Below are 17,746 nucleotides of genomic sequence, written 5' to 3' on the forward strand. Positions count from 1 at the left end.
ATGTCGATGTCGCTCGACTGCGGCGGGCAGCCGCTGGAAGACGATCGGCTGGCCAGGGTCGCGCTCATGCGGATCGCCGAGGCCGGCGACCCCGTGATGGGCCGGCTGATCGCCTGGTACGGCCCGCGGAGCGCGCTTGACCAGGCTCGGCGGGGAACGCTGGAGCCGGAGTTCGCCAGGAGGGAGACAGAGCTCGCCGAGGCCTCCCGGCGACGGCTCAACCTCGAACAGCTGGTGGCCGGCTGGGCGGCCCGCCAGGCCGACCCGGCCGCCGACCTGGCCCAGGGGCGGCGACGCGGAGCACGGCTGATCATTCCCGGTGATCCGGAATGGCCGACCCAGCTCGACGACCTCGGCGACTACCGGCCCTACGGGCTCTGGCTGGACGGCGAGGCCAACCTGCGCTTCACCTGCCTGCGCTCGGTCGCGATCGTCGGGTCGAGGGCGGCAACCCCCTACGGGGTCACGGTGGCGGCCGAGTTCGGCTCAAGGCTCGCCGACGAAGGGTGGTCGGTGATCAGCGGCGGAGCCTACGGGATCGATGGCGCCGCCCATCGCGGGGCGCTCGCGGGCGGCTCCCCCACGGTCGTCGTGCTCGCCTGCGGAACGGATGTCTGCTATCCCCGCGCCCACGAGGACCTGTTCCGCGCGGTCCGCTCGCAGGGCGTGGTGATCAGCGAGTGGCCTCCCGGCGTCCATCCCACGCGGCCGCGGTTCCTGGTCAGGAACCGGGTCATCGCGGCGCTGTCGCGGGGCACGGTCGTCGTGCAGGCCGCCGTGCGCAGCGGAGCGCTCAACACCGCCACGCACGCGTCCACCCTCAACCGGCAGCTCATGGCCGTGCCGGGGCCGATCACCAGCGAGAACTCCGAGGGCTGCCACGTGCTGATCCGTCAGGGAAAGGCGGTCTGCGTGACCTCCGTCGAGGAGGTGATCGAGCTGGTCGGCTCGATCGGCGCGGACCTGGCACCCGAGCGGCGAGGACCGGTCCGGCCACGCGACGGCCTGGACGATGAGACGAGACGAGTCCTGGAAGCGGTACCCGCACGTGGCGGCGCCGGGCCGGCCACCATCGCCGTGGCTGCGGGTGTGGACATGACAACGGCGCTGAGCTGCCTTGGCAGTCTCACGGCGGCCGGTTTCGTAGAGCCCGTCGCCCGCGGCTGGCGACTCCGCCCCGCCCTTGCCACGTGATCATGCACATGTTCCCGCACGCACCGTCCTACCGGGCGCTTCGTACAGCGTGATCATGCATGACGCGGGTGCACCCGACAGACAGACACCGCATGATCACAAACGGTGTCGGCACTGATCAGACCGCGTACGGCGAATCCATGCATGATCACCATCCGAGAACCGCACGTCCCCGAGCTTCCCGGGAAACCCTGCATGATCACGGCGACGGGGTTCGGGGCTACTTCTGGGGCCGGGGCCGCCGCAGTGGGGGTGGATAGCATGGCGGCCATGACCGACGGCATGGTCTCCGGCGTGAACGACACCGTCCTGGCGGCATTCGAGCGACATCTCCGCCTGGAACGAGATCTGTCGCCGCACACCGTCCGGGCGTACCTGGGTGACATCACCTCGCTGCTGGCGCACCTCGAAGCCGCCGGTCATGACAGCCTCGACGCCCTCGACATCACCGTCCTGCGTGATTGGCTCGGGGAACAGCATCAGGCCGGGCGCTCGCGGGCGACGCTCGCGCGGCGAACGGCCTGTGCCCGGGTATTCACGGCCTTCTGCCATCGGCGCGGCCTGCTCGCGACCGATCCGGGCCTGCTCCTTGGCACGGCCAGGTCGAGCCGCGCTCTTCCCGTGGTTCTGGACCAGGCAGAGGCGCAGGCCGTGCTCGACCTGGACGGCTCCGGCGACCCCCGGGACCTGCGGGATCGGGCGATCATGGAGTTGCTGTACGCGACCGGAATGCGCGTGAGCGAGCTCTGCGGGCTGGACGTGGACGACGTCGATCGTGACCGCAACACCGTGAGGGTGATGGGCAAAGGACGCAAGGAGCGCACCGTGCCCTTCGGGCTGCCCGCGCTCCACGCCCTCGACGCCTGGTGCGTGCGTGGCAGGCCGCTGTGGATCCGCGAGGGAACAGGCCCGGCGCTGTTCCTCGGGGTGCGTGGCGGCCGGGTCGATCAGGGGACCGTACGGCGGGTCGTGCACGCCCGCCTGGCGGAGGCCGAGGCTCCCGACATGGGCCCGCACGGATTGCGCCACACCGCTGCGACGCATTTGCTGGAGGGCGGAGCCGACCTGCGCAGCGTCCAAGAGCTCCTCGGCCACGCATCTCTGGCCACTACCCAGATCTACACGCACGTCTCGATCGATCGACTCCGCGCCGCCTACCGCCAGGCCCACCCTCGCGCCTGACACCAGCCATCACCCCCGCTCCCAGCCACGCCCGGGGATGCGGCCCGACCAAGCGCTCGCGCCTGGTAGCTACACGCCGCGCTCCGCCCGCCACCTGGCTTCTACCCCTTGTTGCGTATCATGCGCCGGCTCGCCGCCCTCGCGGAGCCGAGAGCCATCAGCAACCACAGCGCCGATGTGGTGCCCAGGCCGGCCAGGACGGCGCTGACGAGAACCGCCGAGAGCTCAGGCCGCCCAGCAGGCGCAGAGGCAGGAGGCCCGGTGGAGTCCCTGCCTTGAGGATGCTCAGCCTTTGACGCCTCTGACGCCTCTGACGCCTCTGACGCCTCTGACGCCGCCGGAAGCCCAGGCCGCGCGGCGGGCGCAGTCACCGTTGGCCCGTCCGACCCAGCATCCGATCCCGCCCCCGGCCCCGCCCCCCGCCGCGGCGGGTGGGCGACGGGCGGTGACCCCGGACGGGACCACAACGGCAGCAGGCGCACCTGACCGACGCCGAGCAGAAGCAGCGGGTCGAGATAAGAGTCCCCGCGCAACAGGCCCCAGTGAAGGCACGTGACCATGCAGTGCCCCGGGGAACCGGCTACCACGCCGATCACATCGCCCGCCGCGACGGCCTCGCCGGGCCGTACCGACGGCTGGACCGGCAGGTAGGTCGTCCGCAGGCCGTCAGCGTGGACGATCGTGACGACTCCCCTCCCGCCGACCGGCCCGGCATGTCCGACCGTCCCCGGACCCACGGCATGGACCTCCTGGCCCGGCCTGGCCTCGAGATCGACGCCGCGATGGCCGACCAGCCATCGCTGCGCCGGAGGATCGAAGCGCCTGATCAATGTTGGGTGACCCACCAACGGCAGGCGCCAGCCGGAGGAGGGCCGGGGCGAGACCGACGGTCGCGGCTCGGCGACCGCTGGCGCGACCAGCCAAAGGACCTGCGACGCGACCGGACACAGCACAAGCAGCACGCGGGCGAAAAAACGCACGGGAGCAACACTGCGACTTCCCGCACGAGCAAGGACCGCCGAACGCCGCTCTGTGCATAACGCCGAGACGCCGCCCGTGCAAAGCCCCCGCAGAGCCCAAAAGGCCCGGCCGCTGGTGGGCGGCCGGGCGGAGAACCTAGCTGGAGAAGCCTTCCTTGGGCATCTCCAGATCGGGCTTGGCCAGCTCTTCGACGTTGACGTCCTTGAAGGTCACGACCCGCACGTTCTTGACGAACCTGGCCGGGCGGTACATGTCCCAGACCCAGGCGTCCTGCATCTTCACGTCGAAGAAGACGTCGCCGTTCTCGGCCGTGCGGACGTCGAGATCCACCGAGTTGGTGAGATAGAAGCGCCGCTCCGTCTCGACGACGTAGGTGAACAGCCCCACCACATCGCGGTACTCCCGGTAGAGCTGCAGCTCCATCTCAGTCTCGTATTTTTCGAGATCTTCCGCGCTCATCCCGGTCCTCCTCTTGCGCTCCCCGTCGAGATCGCCCGTTCAGACGACACCGGCCCCTACCTCATTCTCCCGCATGTCCTCATCCTGCCCGGTCCACGGGCTCGCGTGCCGGATCTCGATCCCACGAGTCACTCTTGCCACAGTCACGAACGAGAACCGATGATGCGGGCTCGGTCCGTGAACCGCCAAAGCCCGCCGATGGCCGGGCGTCACGTATCCCTTGTGTACGGCGAAGCCGTACTGGGGGTAGATCTCGTCCAGGCTGTGCATCATGCGGTCCCTGGTGACCTTGGCGACGATCGAGGCGGCCGCCATGCAGGCCGCGACCTGGTCGCCCTTCCACACCGCCAGCGACGGCGCCGGGAGCCCCGGAACGGGGAACCCGTCGACCAGGATGTAGCCGAGGTCGCTCCCCAGGCCGGCCACAGCGCGGCGCATCCCGGCGACGTTGCACTTGTGCAGGCCCCGTGAGTCGATGTCCTGGGGCGGGACCACGACGACGCTGACGGCCTTGGCCGTGGCCACTATCCGGTCGTACAGGCGCTCGCGGACGGCCTCGGTCAGCAGCTTGGAGTCGCTCAGCCCGTCGATCTCCCGGCCCAGCACCACCGCGGCCACGACGAGCGGCCCGGCGCAGGCGCCGCGACCGGCCTCGTCCACCCCGGCGACCGGCGTGAGCCCCCGCCGGGCGAGAGCTCGCTCGTAACCGTAGAGTCCAGAATCCCGGCGGACGACACTGGGACGCGGGCGATACAGAGCTGTCATGACGACAAGCAGATTACGCCCCATTCAGCCCCCGCGGTACGGCAGGAGCGCACCCGGAGGACGTCGTCGCAGGCAGCCTCAGTGGACGGCCGAGAAAGTCTCGGGCCGGGACAGGAAGGACAGGCGTGACAGGGGCCAGTAGCGCGCGAACGCCCGGCCGATCACGTCGTCCTCCGAGACCGTGCCGTAATGCCCGTCCTCCATGAAATACCGGGAGTCCTGCGAGTTGTTCCGGTGGTCTCCCATGAGCCAGAGACGCCCGGCGGGGACCTTGACCTCGAACGGCCGGCCCGAAGGGTATGCCCCGGGATAGAGGTACTTGCCCTCCTCGTCGAGCGGCGTCCCGTTGACCGTGATCCGGCGCTTGGCGTCGCAGCACTTGACGACGTCGCCGCCGACGCCGATCACCCGCTTGATCGTGTCCTCTCCGGTCCAGCCCTTGAAGACGACGATGTCGCCGCGCTTCACGTCGCCGAACCGGTAGGCGAGCTTGTTCACCACGACCCGGTCGTTGATCAGCAGCGTGTTCTCCATCGACTCGGACGGGATGTAGAACGACTGCAGGACGAAGGCGTGCACCAGCAGGGCCACCGCGATCCCGCCCAGCGTGAACGTGAGCGTCTCACGCAGGCTCGAGCGTTTCTTGGCGGAGGATGCCTTGTCTTCGGTTTTGGCCACCGCGTTACCGCCTGGCCAGACGGCGGCGCAGCGCCACGAGCGGGACGGCTCCGGCCAGCCCGAGGACCGCCGGGGCGGCCCCGGCCGCGGCCTGCAGGGCGGGTTGGGCGAACGTCTCGGGGATCGGCAGGATCTTGGCCCGGTTGAACGGCCAGACGATGACGAAGGCCCGCCCGATCACCTCGTTGGCGGGGATGGTGCCCCCGCCCGGATCACCCTGGTGGGACCGGGAGTCGAGCGAGACCGACCGGTGGTCGCCCATGACCCAGAGCCGGTCCTTCGGCACGGTGACCTCGAAGTCGCGCGACGACGGGACGTCACCCGGGTAGAGATACGACTTCTCCTCGAGCGGCACGCCGTTCACCGTGATCCGGCCCTTGGCGTCGCAGCACTTGACCTTGTCGCCGGGCACGCCGATGACCCGCTTGATGTAGTCCTTCTCGCCGGGGACGAACCCGAACGCGGTGCCGACCCAGCGGAAGAACGCGGCGATCGGATTCGACGGCTCCTCGAGCTTGACCTCGGGGTCCCAGGAGTCGACGCCGCTGAACACGACGATGTCGCCGCGCTCGATGTCGCGCACCCGGTAGACGAGCTTGTTGACCAGGACCCGGTCGTTCGTGAGGAGCGTGTCCTCCATCGACTCGGACGGGATGTAGAACGCCTGGACCACGAAGGACTTGATGAGCAGCGCCAGAACGACGGCGACCACGATCAGGACGGGCAACTCCCGCCAGAAGGAGCCCTTCTTCCCCCCGCCGCCTTTGGCGGCCTGCTGGGTGTCTTCCGCGACCACGTCCACCCCGTCCTCGGCAGGGCGGCGCCCGCCGGACCCCTGTCCCTCAATAGCCATCGCTGCTGAGCCTAGATGATGTCCACGACAGTCATGGTCGTGGACTCGGCCATCGGCGGCAAAAGAAAGTGGTCCGCACCGTACGGCACGGACCACGATCATCGATCGCCTACTTGGAGGCCGGGAGCGCCTCACGCTTCTCGCGGATGCGGGCGGCCTTGCCGCGCAGGTCACGCATGTAGTACAGCTTCGCCCGGCGGACGTCACCGCGGGTCAGGACGTTGATCTTCTCGATCACCGGGCTGTGGACCGGGAAGGTCCGCTCGACGCCCACGCCGTAGCTGACCTTGCGGACGGTGAACGTCTCGCGGGCACCACCGCCCTGGCGGCGCAGGACGAAGCCCTTGAACACCTGGATGCGGGACCGGTTGCCCTCGACGACGCGGACGTGGACCTCCAGCGTGTCACCCGGGCGGAACGCCGGTACGTCGCTGCGGAGGGCAGCCTTCTCGAGCTCCTGGATCTGCGTGTGCATGGCAGCGGTTCCTCATTGACATGAGCGCGCACGGAGGTCCACCCGGCCGGCCCGGAGGGCTCGGCGACGAGGGGGACACGCACGCTTGGCTTTTGATACGTCTGACTTTACGTCTGGGACCGGACCTCGCCCGGCCATGCCGCGACAACGAAAGTCGGCAGCAGCGATTTAGTTTGCCACATCTTCCGGCCCGGCGCGAAACGAGTCGCTGGAAGCGCCACCGGACAGGTCGCTGGAAGCGCCACCGGAAGAGCCACGGGACGACCGGCCCTCGAACTCTTCAAGTACGCGCCGGTCGAGCGCGTCGAGGCTGCCGGCGTCGAGCCTGGCGGCCAGCTCCGGCCTCTTCTCCAGCGTACGGCGCAGCGCCTCGTCGCGCCGCCAGCGGGCGATCTTCCCGTGGTGGCCCGACAGGAGGATCTCCGGCACCTCGTGGCCGCGCCACACGGGCGGCTTGGTGTAGACGGGCCCTTCGAGCAGGTTGGCCATCGCGCCGGGGGCGAAGGAGTCGTCGGCTACCGAGCACGCGTTGCCGAGGACCCCGGGCAGCAGCCTCCCGACCGCCTCGACGATCACTAAGACGGCCGCCTCTCCCCCCGCCAGGACGTAGTCGCCGATGCTGACCTCGTCGACCCGCAGGCGGGAGCCGTACTCGGCCATGACGCGGGAGTCGATCCCCTCGTAGCGAGCGGGGGCGAAGAGAAGCCACGGCTCCTTGGCGTACTCCAGGGCCACTTCCTGCGTGAACGGCCGGCCACTCGGCGTGGGCACGATCATCCGGGGCAGTACGGCCGGCATACCGCCTTCCACACCGCCCTGGTGAGCCTGATGACCCTGGTGAGCCTGCTGGTCCCGCTGCCCCTGAGCGACGACGGAGTCGATGGCCTCTCCCCAGATCTCCGGTTTCATCACCATCCCGGGGCCGCCGCCGTACGGCGTGTCGTCCACGGTCTTGTGGACGTCGCGGGTCCAGTCGCGGAGCTGGTGGAGGCGGATGTCGAGGATGCCACGCTCACGCGCCTTGCCCATCAGGGAGACGTCGAGTGGTGCGAAATACTCCGGGAAGATCGAGATGATGTCGACGCGCATCCGTCCCCCTCTACTCGGCCCTATCGAGGTCGAGCAGGCCAGGCGGGGCGTCAACGACGAGGACGCCCTTGCCGAGGTCGATCTCGGGGACCAGCGCCTTGACGAACGGGACATAGACGTCGTCCCGGGACGAGCGGCTGACTACCAGGAGGTCCTGGCCGTGGTGGAGGACGTCGCTGACCTCTCCCACCTTCTCCCCCTCCGTCGTCACGACGGCGAGGCCGATGAGCTGGTGATCATGGAACTCGTCCGGATCGTCGGAGGGCGGGATCTCGGCGGAGTCGACCACCAGCATCGTGCCGCGGAGCTCCTCGGCGGCGTCCCTGTCGTGGACGCCGGCCAGGGTCAGCAGCAGGATGCCGGAGTGCCAGCGGGCCCGCTCGATGGTGAGCGGCCCGACATTGGCGGGATCGGTGGCGAGAGCCGTACCAGGGGCGAAGCGCAGCTCGGGGTCGTCGGTGCGCACCTCGACGGTGACCTCACCCCGCACGCCGTGCGGTCGGCCGATCCTGCCCACGACTAGCTGCACTTCTCGCCTTCCCTCCAGACCCTTGAACCGCCATCGGAACCGCCGCCGGAACCGCCGCCGGAACCGCCGCCGAAACTGTGAGACCCCGGAAACCGAGCCGGGGGACCCCCGTACGAGGGTCCCCCGGACATGCGGTTCTGCTCAGCGGGCCTCATCCAGGTCGACCAGGTCGACCCGCACGTACTTGCCGTCGGACAGGGCGTTGACGACGGTGCGCAACGCCTTGGCCGTACGGCCCCCGCGACCGATGACCTTGCCGAGGTCCTCGGGGTGGACCCGGACCTCGAGAACGCGCCCGGTGCGGATGCGCCGAGCCCGGACCTGGACGTCGTCGGGATGCTCGACGATGCCCTTAACCAGGTGCTCGAGGGCCTCCTCGAGCACCTCAGGCCTCGCCTTCCGGCTTCTCCTCGGCGGCGGCGGCCGGGGTCTCGGCGGTCTCTTCGGCCTTGGCGGGCTTCCTGGCCTTCTTCTGCGTGGTGGCGGCGCCGCCGGTGTCACCCGACAGCGACTCCTTGGCCGCGGCCTCGTAGGCGGCGTGCCGGTCCGGCTTCGCCTCGGCGACCAGGAGCGGAGCCGGAGCGGCCTCGCCCTTGAACTTCTGCCAGTCGCCGGTCAGCTTGAAGAGCTTGAGGACCGGGTCGGTCGGCTGCGCGCCGACGCCCAGCCAGTACTGCGCCCGCTCGGAGTCGACCTCGATGCGCGAGGGGTCCTCCTTCGGGTGGTACAGACCGATCTCCTCGATCGCCCGGCCGTCACGCTTGGTGCGGCTGTCGGCGACGACGATGCGGTACTGCGGGTTGCGGATCATCCCGAGCCGCTTGAGCTTGATCTTGACTGCCACGGGTGTGGTCTCTCCTGCATTAGAGCGTGGGTGAGCGGTGTCTCATCGAGTGGGGCACGATGGGAGCCCGCCCGAGGGACAGGCGCGACCGGCGGGGGTGAGAGGGCACCCGCGGCCACGATGTTCCAGCTTGACATTCTGCCAGATGATTCCGGGTGCTTGGCCAATCAACCCCCTAGGAACGGCGACGATGTCGCAACATCGGCACCCTCGGCCGAAGCGTCCACGCCCTCAGCCGGAAGCACCGCACGCACCCGCGGCGCCGGACCGGACGCAGTTCCGATCATCCGCGCCCCGCCGTCCGAGTTCCTCGCCGGACGTACGCCGAACAAACGTGCCGAACGTGCGCCGAACAAAACGGCGGGACCGCGCGTCTTAGGGGGCATGGAACCAATCAAGCGTACGGCCCGCCGCGTGGGCGCTTCGGCGGCCGCGGCCGGGCTGATACTGGCCGCCACGGCATGCGGCTCCCCCACTCCCTCCAGCACGACCTCCAGCCGCGACATCAGCACGTCCGCGACCAAGGTCGCGAGCTCCGCGACGGTCCGGACGGCCCCGGCCGGGCGATGCCGTACAACCGCTCTGAAGGCGCGGTTCGGAGAGGGCGACGCGGGGGCGGGAAACCACTACGCGCCGCTGATCCTGACGAACACATCCTCGAAGACCTGCTGGGTCTACGGCTTCGTCGGGCTGATCATGATCGACGGCCACGGCGACGCGCTGCGCACCAGGACGCGCAGGGAAAGCGTCCAGCCCCATCGCGTCACGCTGAAGCCCGGCGCCAGCGCCCACGCGCGGGTCCACTGGACCGTGGTGGAGACCGGCGACGAGACCCGGTGCCCGACCGCGAAGCGACTGATGATCATTCCGCCGGACGAGGTCGCGCACCTGGAGATCCCGTTCACGGCCATGGTCTGTGACCACGGCAGGCTCGACGTCACGCCGATGGCGCCGGGCACCCGCCTGTGACGGGGGGCCGGCGGCCAGGCGACACGCTCTAATTCTGACCGGCTAGTTCTGACCGGGGAGGTTGAGCTTCGAGGGGTCGAAACCGGGCGGGAGCTGGAGGTTGCCGAGCATCCCCTTGGGCGGCTGAACGGCTTCGGGCCCGGTCCCGGATCCCGGTTTGGCCTGGCCCGCCTTGCGGGGGTCGCCGCTCACGCGGCGGCCCTTCTTGGGCTTCTGCGCCTTCTGAGACTTGCGGCCGCCCGGCATGCCGGGAATGCCCATGCCCTGGGTCATCCGCTTCATCATCTTCTGGGCCTCGAAGAAGCGGACGACGAGGCTGCTCACCTCGGTGACGGTCACGCCGGAGCCGCCCGCGATACGGGCGCGGCGGGAGCCGTTGATGATCTTTGGGTCCTGCCGCTCGCCCGGCGTCATCGAGCGGATGATCGCGGCGATGCGGTCGAGGTCGCGGTCGTCGACCTGGTTGAGCTGGTCGCGCATCTGCCCCATGCCGGGCATCATGCCGAGCAGGTTCTTGATGGGCCCCATCCGGCGGACCATCATCATCTGCTCGAGGAAGTCGTCGAGCGTGAAGCCGTCGCCGGAGACGAGCTTGCCCGCCATCTTGGCGGCTTCCTGCTCGTCGAAGGTCTTCTGGGCCTGCTCGATCAGGGTGAGGATGTCACCCATGTCGAGGATGCGGCCCGCCATGCGGTCCGGGTGGAAGGCGTCGAAGTCGGCCAGCTTCTCACCAGTGGACGCGAACATGATCGGGCGGCCGGTCACATGCCGGACCGACAGGGCCGCGCCGCCCCGGGCGTCGCCGTCGAGCTTGGTGAGGACGACCCCGTCGAAGCCGACTCCGTCCATGAACGCCTGCGCGGTGGTCACGGCGTCCTGGCCGATCATCGCGTCGACCACGAACAGGACCTCGTCGGGGCTGATCGCGTCGCGGATGTCGGCCGCCTGTCGCATCAGCTCCTGGTCGATGCCCAGACGGCCGGCGGTGTCGACGATGACCACGTCGTACTGCTGCCGCCGCGCGTGGTCGATCGACTGCCTGGCCACCGCCACGGGGTCGCCGACGCCGTTGCCGGGCTCCGGCGCGTAGACGGCGACCTCGGCCCGATCGGCCACGACCGAGAGCTGCTGGACGGCGTTGGGGCGCTGCAGGTCACAGGCCACGAGCAGCGGGGCGTGCCCCTGGTCGCGGAGCCACTTGGCGAGCTTGCCCGCGAGCGTGGTCTTACCCGAGCCCTGGAGACCCGCGAGCATGATCACGGTCGGCGGCGTCTTGGCGTAGCGCAGCCTGCGCGTCTCGCCGCCGAGGATCTCGATCAGCTCGTCATTGACAATCTTGACGACCTGCTGGGCGGGGTTGAGGGCCTGGGAGACCTCGGCTCCGCGAGCCCTCTCCTTGACCCGTGCCACGAAGTCCTTGACGACGGGCAGCGCGACGTCCGCCTCGAGCAGCGCGATGCGGATCTCGCGGCAGGTCGCGTCGATGTCGGCGTCGGAAAGCCTGCCTTTGGACCGAAGGGAGGAGAAGACCGAAGTCAGCCGGTCGGAAAGGGTCTCGAACACGTGATTGGCCAGCCTCGAAGCGAATGGACGGTCGATGGACGTATGGGTCGGGTGCCCCCAGCCTATCCGTCCACACGGCTTTCGCGCCCGAGTCGCCGCGTCGGGCGCGGCCCCATCACCACCGGGTCACCACCGGGCCGCCCCCACCCGGCTGGTCAGCGCGTGCTCGACGAGGGTGATGAGGGTGTTCTTGACCGACTCCCGGGACCGCGCGTCGGTGCGGACGATCGGGATGCCCGGAGAGATGGTGAGGGCCTCCCTGATCTCCTCCTCACCGTGGGTGAACTGGCCGTCGAAGCCGTTGACGCCGACGATGAACGGCAGTTCGGCCTCCTCGAAGTAGTCGACCGCCGGGAAGCTGTCGGCGAGCCGCCGCATGTCGACCAGCACCACCGCGCCGATCGCCCCGCGCACGAGGTCGTCCCACATGAACCAGAACCGGTGCTGGCCGGGCGTGCCGAACAGGTACAGGATCAGGTCCTTGTCCAGGGACACGCGCCCGAAGTCCATGGCCACCGTGGTGGTGGTCTTGTTCGGGATGAGGCCGATGTCGTCGACGTCCTTGGCGGCGTCGGTCATCACCGCCTCGGTCGTCAACGGCACGATCTCGGAGACGGCTCCGACGAAGGTCGTCTTCCCCACACCGAAGCCGCCGGCCACGACGATCTTCGCGGAGGTGAGGCCGCGACTAGAGCCTTCTAAGTCCACTGAGCACCCTTTCCAGCAAGTTCACATCCGGCCTGCCCGCGTCCAGCTGCGGCTGGTGCACATGCAGGAACCCTTCGGCGGTCATGTCGGCGATGAGGATCCGTACGACCCCGAGGGGGATGCGCAGCAGTGCCGACACCTCGGCGACCGACCGCACCTGGCGGCAGAGCGCGCTGATGGCGCGCCACTCGGGCGACCGGTTGGTGAGGTCGCTGTTCGCTGTGGCGCTCGACACCAGGGCTTCCAGCGCGAGCTGCATCCGAGGCGCGGTGCGTCCGCCCGTCACGGCGTACGGGCGGACGGGCGACGCGGGATCGCGCTGGTACGGCTGACCCCACTGATCCATGCTCATGTCCGCGGCTGGGACGCCTGGAGCTCGGCGCGGACCGCCGGGGTCAGCACCTGCCCCGCCCGGTCCACGAGCAGCGTCATCTGGTAGGCCACCAGGCCCATGTCCGAGTCCGCCGACGCGAGCACCGCCAGGCAGGACCCGTCGCTGATCGACATGATCAGCAGCAGGCCGCGCTGCATCTCGACCACGGTCTGGGTCACGGGGCCGCCCTCGAAGACCCGGGACGCGCCCGCCGTGAGGCTGACCAGGCCGGCCGCCACGGCGGCGAGCTGGTCGGCGCGGTCCTTGGGGAATCCGTTCGAGTACGCCAGCGGAAGCCCGTCGGCGGACACCACGACGGCGTGCGCGACGCCCGGCGCCGAGGAGACGAACTCGCTGACGAGCCAGTTGATGCCGCGTGCGGCCTGGCTGAACTCCTGCATTACGGGTCCTCCGGTCACGACAGAAGGGGAAGAATCTTCGTCTGCGCCTCGACCGCCGCGTCCTGCGGGCTCTTCGCACCGGAGAGCACCTGCTGCTCCATCGTCCAGACGGCCTCGGAGATCTGGGCGTACTTGGGGCCGTACAGGCCGCGGGGCCGGGCGTCGGGCATCTGGTCGGCGAACGCCTTCACCATGGGGTGCCAGACCCAGGCGGGGTCGTGCAGGGTGTCCTTGCGGTTGGGGATGCTGCCCAGGCCCTTGGAGATCTCCTCTTTGCTGTTGGCCGGGTTGGCGAGCCAGTCGGCCAACTGCCAGACCGCGTCGAGGTTGGCGGTCTTCTTGCTGATCCCCCACACCTCACCGCCGAGCGGGGAGGCCGTGCCGGCCACACCCTTGGGCCATGGGGCCACACCCCAGGAGAACTTGCCCTTCTCGACGGAGCCCAGCACCCACGGGCCGTTGAACATCATCGCGCAAACGCCCGAGCCGAACTGCGCGCCGATGTCGGACTGGCCCCACTGGAGGACGGACTTGGGAGCGCTCTTGTCCACGTTGACCAGGTCGTTGTAGTACGACAGGGCCTCTACGGTAGCCTGGCTGCCGATCTTCGAGACGTCGCCACCCGCCTGCCAGAGGGCGGGAAGGAAGGTCCAGGTGCCTTCCTCTGTGGCCGCCGCCGAGAAACAGATGCCCGAGTGTTTGTCGTTGGTCAGTTTCTTGGCGTCGACACGCAGTTCCTGCCATGTCTGGGGCGGCGAGCTGATGCCCGCTTCCTGGAACATGTCCTTGTTGTACCAGAGCGCTGTCGTATTGCTACGGAAAGGAACTCCGTAGTACTTCCCGGCATACTGGACACTCTTAAGGACGAAATCCAGGTACTGCGTCTTCTGTGGCCAATCCGTCATCTTGGACGTCAGGTCCGCCAGGGCCCCCTGGGTGGCGAACACGGGGACGTCGCTGTTGTCGATGGCCGCGATGTCCGGGAAGTTGCCCGACGCCGCCGCCTGGATCAGCTTGGTGCGGAAGTCGCCGAAGCCGATGGCGGTCCGCTGGATGTCCACGTCGGGGTGGCTGTCCTCGTACTTCTTGATAAGCGAGTTGACCGCCTGGTCGGAGTCCGGTGAGTAGCCGAAGTAGTCCCACCAGGTGATCGTCGTCTTACCGGAGGTGGGCTCCTTGGCGCCGCCCCCTCCACCCGTACACGCGGTGACGATCAGCGCGGTGACAGCTGCGGCGATCAACATCCCGGGCTGGCGGCTCATGTGCCTGTCTTCCCTTTGCTTAGGTGTCCTGAGAGGGGCGGTCCCCGCCCGAGCGAACCAGGAATGCCTACCTTCAAAAATGGGTAGATGTCAAGAAATGCCGGGCGCCAGGAGGCGTTGAACCGTTCCAAAAAGTCAGACGGCGAAAAACGTCCTTAACGTGACATCTGACAATAAAATGCCATTCGCCGCACATGTGCCCTGCTGCACGTTGTCCTGATCGCTAATCTGTGCTCCCATAGCTCAGTCATGCTCGCAGGACCTCTGTGACGGAGGTCAACGATGTGGATCGTCTGCCCCTCGGAGGGCGACGAGAGGTAGCGGTGTCTGATGAGAACCGGAACGGCTCCCAGCCTCGACCGAGTGGGCGCATCTGAGGCCGCCACCCCCGCGACGGCCTCGCCGCCGGAAGGCAAGGGCAAACGCGGCCGACGCTTAACACTTCCCACCTGGCGCGTACGCCCGCGACTGGTCGCGCTCATCATCATCCCGACGGTGGCGGCGGTCCTGCTGGGCAGCATGCGTGTCACCACGGCGCTGCGGACCGCCGACGACTACCGCCGCCTGACACAGCTCGCGCTTCTCGTGCAGCAGCTCGGCAGCCTGAACCACGAGCTGGCGCTGGAGCGGGACCTCATGGTCTGGTACATCGCCCGTCCCGCGGGGCCGGGCCGGAAGGACGCCGCCAAGAACCAGACGGTCATCTCCGACCGGATCGGCTCGCAGGTTCTGACCTCCATCGGGGCGCTCGACCCGGGCCAGAAGCTCGACGTCGTCGACTCCGTCACCCGCGTCGAACGCTGGCTCAACGGCCTGAAGGGGCTGCGGGACATCGGCCTGAGCGCCAAGGGCCTGACGCCGATCGTCACGGTCCAGGCGTACTCCGCGATGATCGACGACGTCCGCCGCGTCTACGAGGCGCTGAGCAACGAGGTCACGGACGCCGACCTGCGCCGCCAGGTGCTCGCGCTGACCAGCGTCTCCGAGGCCAAGGAGGAGATGTCGCGCCAGCGCGCCCTCCTGGTCGACGCGATCGTGGCGGGCCGGGCGAACTCCGACACCCTCACCGGTGTCCTCGGCTCCGTCAGCGCGCAGCAGACCGCCATCACGAACTTCCAGGCCCGATCCTCGATCGAGGACCTGCACTTCTACGCCGGGACCGTCAGCGGCCCCGAGGTGACCAAGGCCGAGGCCATCAAGGCGCAGGCCGTCGCCCGGCTGCGCCAGGGCCTGCGGACCGGCGCGACTGATCCCCGCCAGTGGTTCAACGCCGCGACCGCGACGATCGACCGGATGCGTACGGTGGAGCAGCGCCTGGAGGGCGAGGTCCTCACCGGTAGCCGGCTGCAGCAGCAGAACGAGCGGCAGACGGCGATCACCCTCGCGGTGTCGATGCTCGTGCTCCTCCTCATCGTCTTCGCCGTCACCCTCATCGTGGTGCGCTCTCTCATCAGGCCCCTGCGCCAGCTCCGGAGAGAGGCCCTCTACATCGCCGGCCAGAGCCTTCCGCAGACCGTCCAGAAGGTCCGCGAGCTCGATGGAGGAGCCGCGGCCAACGTCGAGGTGACCCCGATCCGGGTGACCGCGAAGGACGAGATCGGTGAAGTCGCCCGGGCGTTCGACGAGGTCCACCGCGAGGCCGTACGGCTGGCGGCGCAGGAATCCGCGCTCCGCACCAACGTCAACGCGATGTTCGTCAACCTTTCACGGCGAAGCCAATCACTGGTCGAGCGGCAGCTCAGCCTCATCGACGGGCTGGAGCAGGGAGAAGAGGACGAGGAGCGGCTCGCGCACCTGTTCCGGCTTGACCATCTCGCGACCCGCATGCGCCGCAACAGCGAGAACCTGCTGGTCCTCGCCGGCCAGGAGCCCGCACGGCGATGGAGCCAGCCGATCCCGGTGATCGACGTCGTCCGCGCCGCGCTGTCCGAGGTCGAAGGCTACGAGCGGGTGACCATGCAGGTCATCTCCGACGTGTCGGTCGTGGGCGGCTCCGTGAACGACGGGATCCACCTGATCGCCGAGTTGGTGGAGAACGCCATCTCCTTCTCCCCGCCCCAGACGAAGGTCACGATCTCGACCAACCGGATCGACGGCGGCGGGCTGATGATCTCCATCAGCGACCGCGGCATCGGCATCACCGGCGACGAGCTGTCCATCGTGAACTACCGCCTGGCCAACCCGCCGGAGCCCGACGTCTCCGTGTCCCGGCGCATGGGCCTCTTCGTGGTCGCGCGCCTGGCCCATCGGCACGGCATCCGCGTGCAACTCCGCCAGCAGGACGGCGGCGGCGTGACCGCCATGGTGCTGGTGCCCGAGAACCTCCTCGTCGGCGCGGGGGTCAATCAGCCCCAGTTCGGCCAGCCCCAGCTCAACCAGCCCCAGCTCAACCAGCCCCAGCTCAACCAGCCGCAGTTCGGTCAGCAGCCCTTCGGGCAGCCGCAGTTCGGACAGCCGCAGTTCGGACAGTCATTCGGACAGCAGCAGCCCGTCCCGGCCCAGCAGCCGTTCGGGCAGCCGCCCGTCCCCGCGCAGCCGTTCGGATCCCCACCGGCTTTCGGGCAGCAGTCGTTCCCCTCGGATCCCTTCGCCCAGCCGACTCCTTCGGACCCGTTCTCGCAGTCGTTCCCCTCGGACCCGTTCGCACAGCCGGCCGCCGCCGACCCGTTCGCCCAGCCGGCCGCCTCGGACCCGTTCTCGCAGCCGTTCCCCTCGGACCCGTTCGCACAGCCGGCCGCCGCTGACCCGTTCGCACAGCCGCTGGGGCCGGACCACTCCGGTCCTCATGCCTGGGGTGAACCGCAGCAGCCGGCGATGGCGTCACCCGGCCCCGCCTCGGCCCCGCCGGACAATTTCACCCACGTGCGGCGGTTCAACCGGAAGGCACAGGACGAGGACGCCACCGGCCCCCTACCGCAGGTCGGCATCCCGTCCATGGACACGGAAGAGGAGTTCCTGCCGATCTTCTCGGCCGTCGAGTCCGACTGGTTCCGCAAGAGGCGCGGGGAGGACGTCCAGTGGGACCAGTCTCCCGCCGACCACGGATGGCAGGTCGCGGCCGCCACGTTCAGCGAACCCACCCTGGGCGGCGTCACCACCTCGGGCCTGCCGAAGCGGCAGCCGAAGGCGAACCTGATCCCGGGCTCCGTCAACGCCGCCGCCGCCGCTGCCGCGCCGGCGTCCGAGCCGCCCCGCCCGCCTGCCTCCCCCGACGCGGTGCGGAGCCGCCTCTCAAGCTTCCAGCGCGGCCTGCGCGAGGGACGGGCGGCCCTGCGGAACGAGGAGCCCAAGCCATCGGAGTGATCCGGTACGCGAAGTGAGGCCCGGCCGCCGGAGTGATCCGGCGGCCGGGCCTTTTCATCGGGCGCCCAGGGGACACCCACCACCGGAGGCCGACTAGCGCGCCGGTCAGGCACCCGTC

General features: G+C 69.2%; 19 protein-coding genes. 4 read left to right on the plus strand and 15 right to left on the minus strand.

From position 1 onward, the window contains the following. Both dprA and ABH927_RS30585 read left to right on the plus strand, forming a co-directional pair. On the plus strand, window positions 1-1,194 hold the full coding sequence (gene dprA, locus ABH927_RS30580; RefSeq protein ID WP_370027301.1) for a DNA-processing protein DprA: 1,194 nt from the start codon (window positions 1-3) through the stop codon (window positions 1,192-1,194). 270 nt (window positions 1,195-1,464) lie between these two features. Next, entirely contained in the window at window positions 1,465-2,376 is a 912-nt protein-coding gene (locus ABH927_RS30585; protein WP_370027303.1) for a tyrosine recombinase XerC, read from the plus strand. A gap of 101 nt (window positions 2,377-2,477) precedes the next feature. Here ABH927_RS30585 and ABH927_RS30590 read toward each other — a convergent pair whose 3' ends face one another. The 10 genes from ABH927_RS30590 to rpsP all read right to left on the minus strand — a co-directional run bounded on the left by ABH927_RS30590 (window position 2,478) and on the right by rpsP (window position 9,049). Continuing rightward, window positions 2,478-3,356 carry a murein hydrolase activator EnvC gene (locus ABH927_RS30590; RefSeq protein WP_370027305.1) on the minus strand — a complete coding sequence of 293 codons (879 nt, stop codon included), beginning with the start codon at window positions 3,354-3,356 and terminating at the stop codon, window positions 2,478-2,480. Between the two features lie 136 nt (window positions 3,357-3,492). Further along, a complete protein-coding gene (locus tag ABH927_RS30595) occupies window positions 3,493-3,816 on the minus strand; it encodes a DUF2469 domain-containing protein (RefSeq protein WP_030511723.1) in 324 nt (107 codons plus the stop codon). Window positions 3,817-3,855: 39 nt separating this feature from the next. After that, on the minus strand, window positions 3,856-4,581 hold the full coding sequence (locus ABH927_RS30600; protein ID WP_370027306.1) for a ribonuclease HII: 726 nt from the start codon (window positions 4,579-4,581) through the stop codon (window positions 3,856-3,858). A gap of 78 nt (window positions 4,582-4,659) precedes the next feature. Beyond that, window positions 4,660-5,259: a signal peptidase I gene (gene lepB, locus ABH927_RS30605; RefSeq protein WP_370027308.1), complete on the minus strand. Its 600-nt coding sequence runs from the start codon at window positions 5,257-5,259 to the stop codon at window positions 4,660-4,662. Between the two features lie 4 nt (window positions 5,260-5,263). Then, complete coding sequence (gene lepB / locus ABH927_RS30610; protein WP_370027310.1) at window positions 5,264-6,112, minus strand: signal peptidase I; 849 nt, start codon at window positions 6,110-6,112, stop codon at window positions 5,264-5,266. A 109-nt stretch (window positions 6,113-6,221) separates the two neighbouring features. Further along, a complete protein-coding gene (gene rplS / locus ABH927_RS30615) occupies window positions 6,222-6,587 on the minus strand; it encodes a 50S ribosomal protein L19 (RefSeq protein ID WP_261581774.1) in 366 nt (121 codons plus the stop codon). A gap of 168 nt (window positions 6,588-6,755) precedes the next feature. Next, complete coding sequence (trmD, locus tag ABH927_RS30620) at window positions 6,756-7,676, minus strand: tRNA (guanosine(37)-N1)-methyltransferase TrmD (protein WP_370027312.1); 921 nt, start codon at window positions 7,674-7,676, stop codon at window positions 6,756-6,758. A 10-nt stretch (window positions 7,677-7,686) separates the two neighbouring features. Next, window positions 7,687-8,205, minus strand: a complete 519-nt coding sequence (rimM, locus tag ABH927_RS30625) for a ribosome maturation factor RimM (RefSeq protein WP_370027314.1) — start codon at window positions 8,203-8,205, stop codon at window positions 7,687-7,689. Between the two features lie 141 nt (window positions 8,206-8,346). Beyond that, complete coding sequence (locus tag ABH927_RS30630) at window positions 8,347-8,589, minus strand: RNA-binding protein (protein ID WP_370027316.1); 243 nt, start codon at window positions 8,587-8,589, stop codon at window positions 8,347-8,349. Between the two features lies 1 nt (window position 8,590). Continuing rightward, a complete protein-coding gene (gene rpsP, locus ABH927_RS30635; protein WP_370027318.1) occupies window positions 8,591-9,049 on the minus strand; it encodes a 30S ribosomal protein S16 in 459 nt (152 codons plus the stop codon). A 384-nt stretch (window positions 9,050-9,433) separates the two neighbouring features. On the opposite strand from rpsP, the gene ABH927_RS30640 reads away from it, so the two are divergent. Further along, window positions 9,434-10,018, plus strand: a complete 585-nt coding sequence (locus ABH927_RS30640; protein WP_370027320.1) for a DUF4232 domain-containing protein — start codon at window positions 9,434-9,436, stop codon at window positions 10,016-10,018. A 42-nt stretch (window positions 10,019-10,060) separates the two neighbouring features. Here ABH927_RS30640 and ffh read toward each other — a convergent pair whose 3' ends face one another. From ffh to ABH927_RS30665, 5 genes are all read right to left on the minus strand, one after another. Beyond that, complete coding sequence (gene ffh, locus ABH927_RS30645; RefSeq protein ID WP_370027322.1) at window positions 10,061-11,581, minus strand: signal recognition particle protein; 1,521 nt, start codon at window positions 11,579-11,581, stop codon at window positions 10,061-10,063. Between the two features lie 126 nt (window positions 11,582-11,707). Beyond that, complete coding sequence (locus tag ABH927_RS30650; protein ID WP_370027324.1) at window positions 11,708-12,289, minus strand: ATP/GTP-binding protein; 582 nt, start codon at window positions 12,287-12,289, stop codon at window positions 11,708-11,710. After that, window positions 12,270-12,641 (minus strand): DUF742 domain-containing protein, encoded by a 372-nt coding sequence (locus ABH927_RS30655; protein ID WP_370027325.1) that lies wholly within the window; start codon window positions 12,639-12,641, stop codon window positions 12,270-12,272. The genes ABH927_RS30650 and ABH927_RS30655 overlap by 20 nt, the downstream gene beginning before the upstream one ends. Next, window positions 12,638-13,063, minus strand: a complete 426-nt coding sequence (locus ABH927_RS30660) for a roadblock/LC7 domain-containing protein (RefSeq protein ID WP_261581764.1) — start codon at window positions 13,061-13,063, stop codon at window positions 12,638-12,640. The genes ABH927_RS30655 and ABH927_RS30660 overlap by 4 nt, the downstream gene beginning before the upstream one ends. 14 nt (window positions 13,064-13,077) lie before the next feature. Continuing rightward, complete coding sequence (locus ABH927_RS30665) at window positions 13,078-14,325, minus strand: sugar ABC transporter substrate-binding protein (protein WP_370027327.1); 1,248 nt, start codon at window positions 14,323-14,325, stop codon at window positions 13,078-13,080. A 363-nt stretch (window positions 14,326-14,688) separates the two neighbouring features. Between ABH927_RS30665 and ABH927_RS30670 the strand changes: the two genes are divergently transcribed. Continuing rightward, a complete protein-coding gene (locus ABH927_RS30670) occupies window positions 14,689-17,628 on the plus strand; it encodes a nitrate- and nitrite sensing domain-containing protein (RefSeq protein ID WP_370027329.1) in 2,940 nt (979 codons plus the stop codon). Window positions 17,629-17,746 lie beyond the last annotated feature (118 nt).

This window comes from Planotetraspora sp. GP83 (assembly GCF_041262585.1).
Lineage (GTDB): Bacteria > Actinomycetota > Actinomycetes > Streptosporangiales > Streptosporangiaceae > JAOEGB01.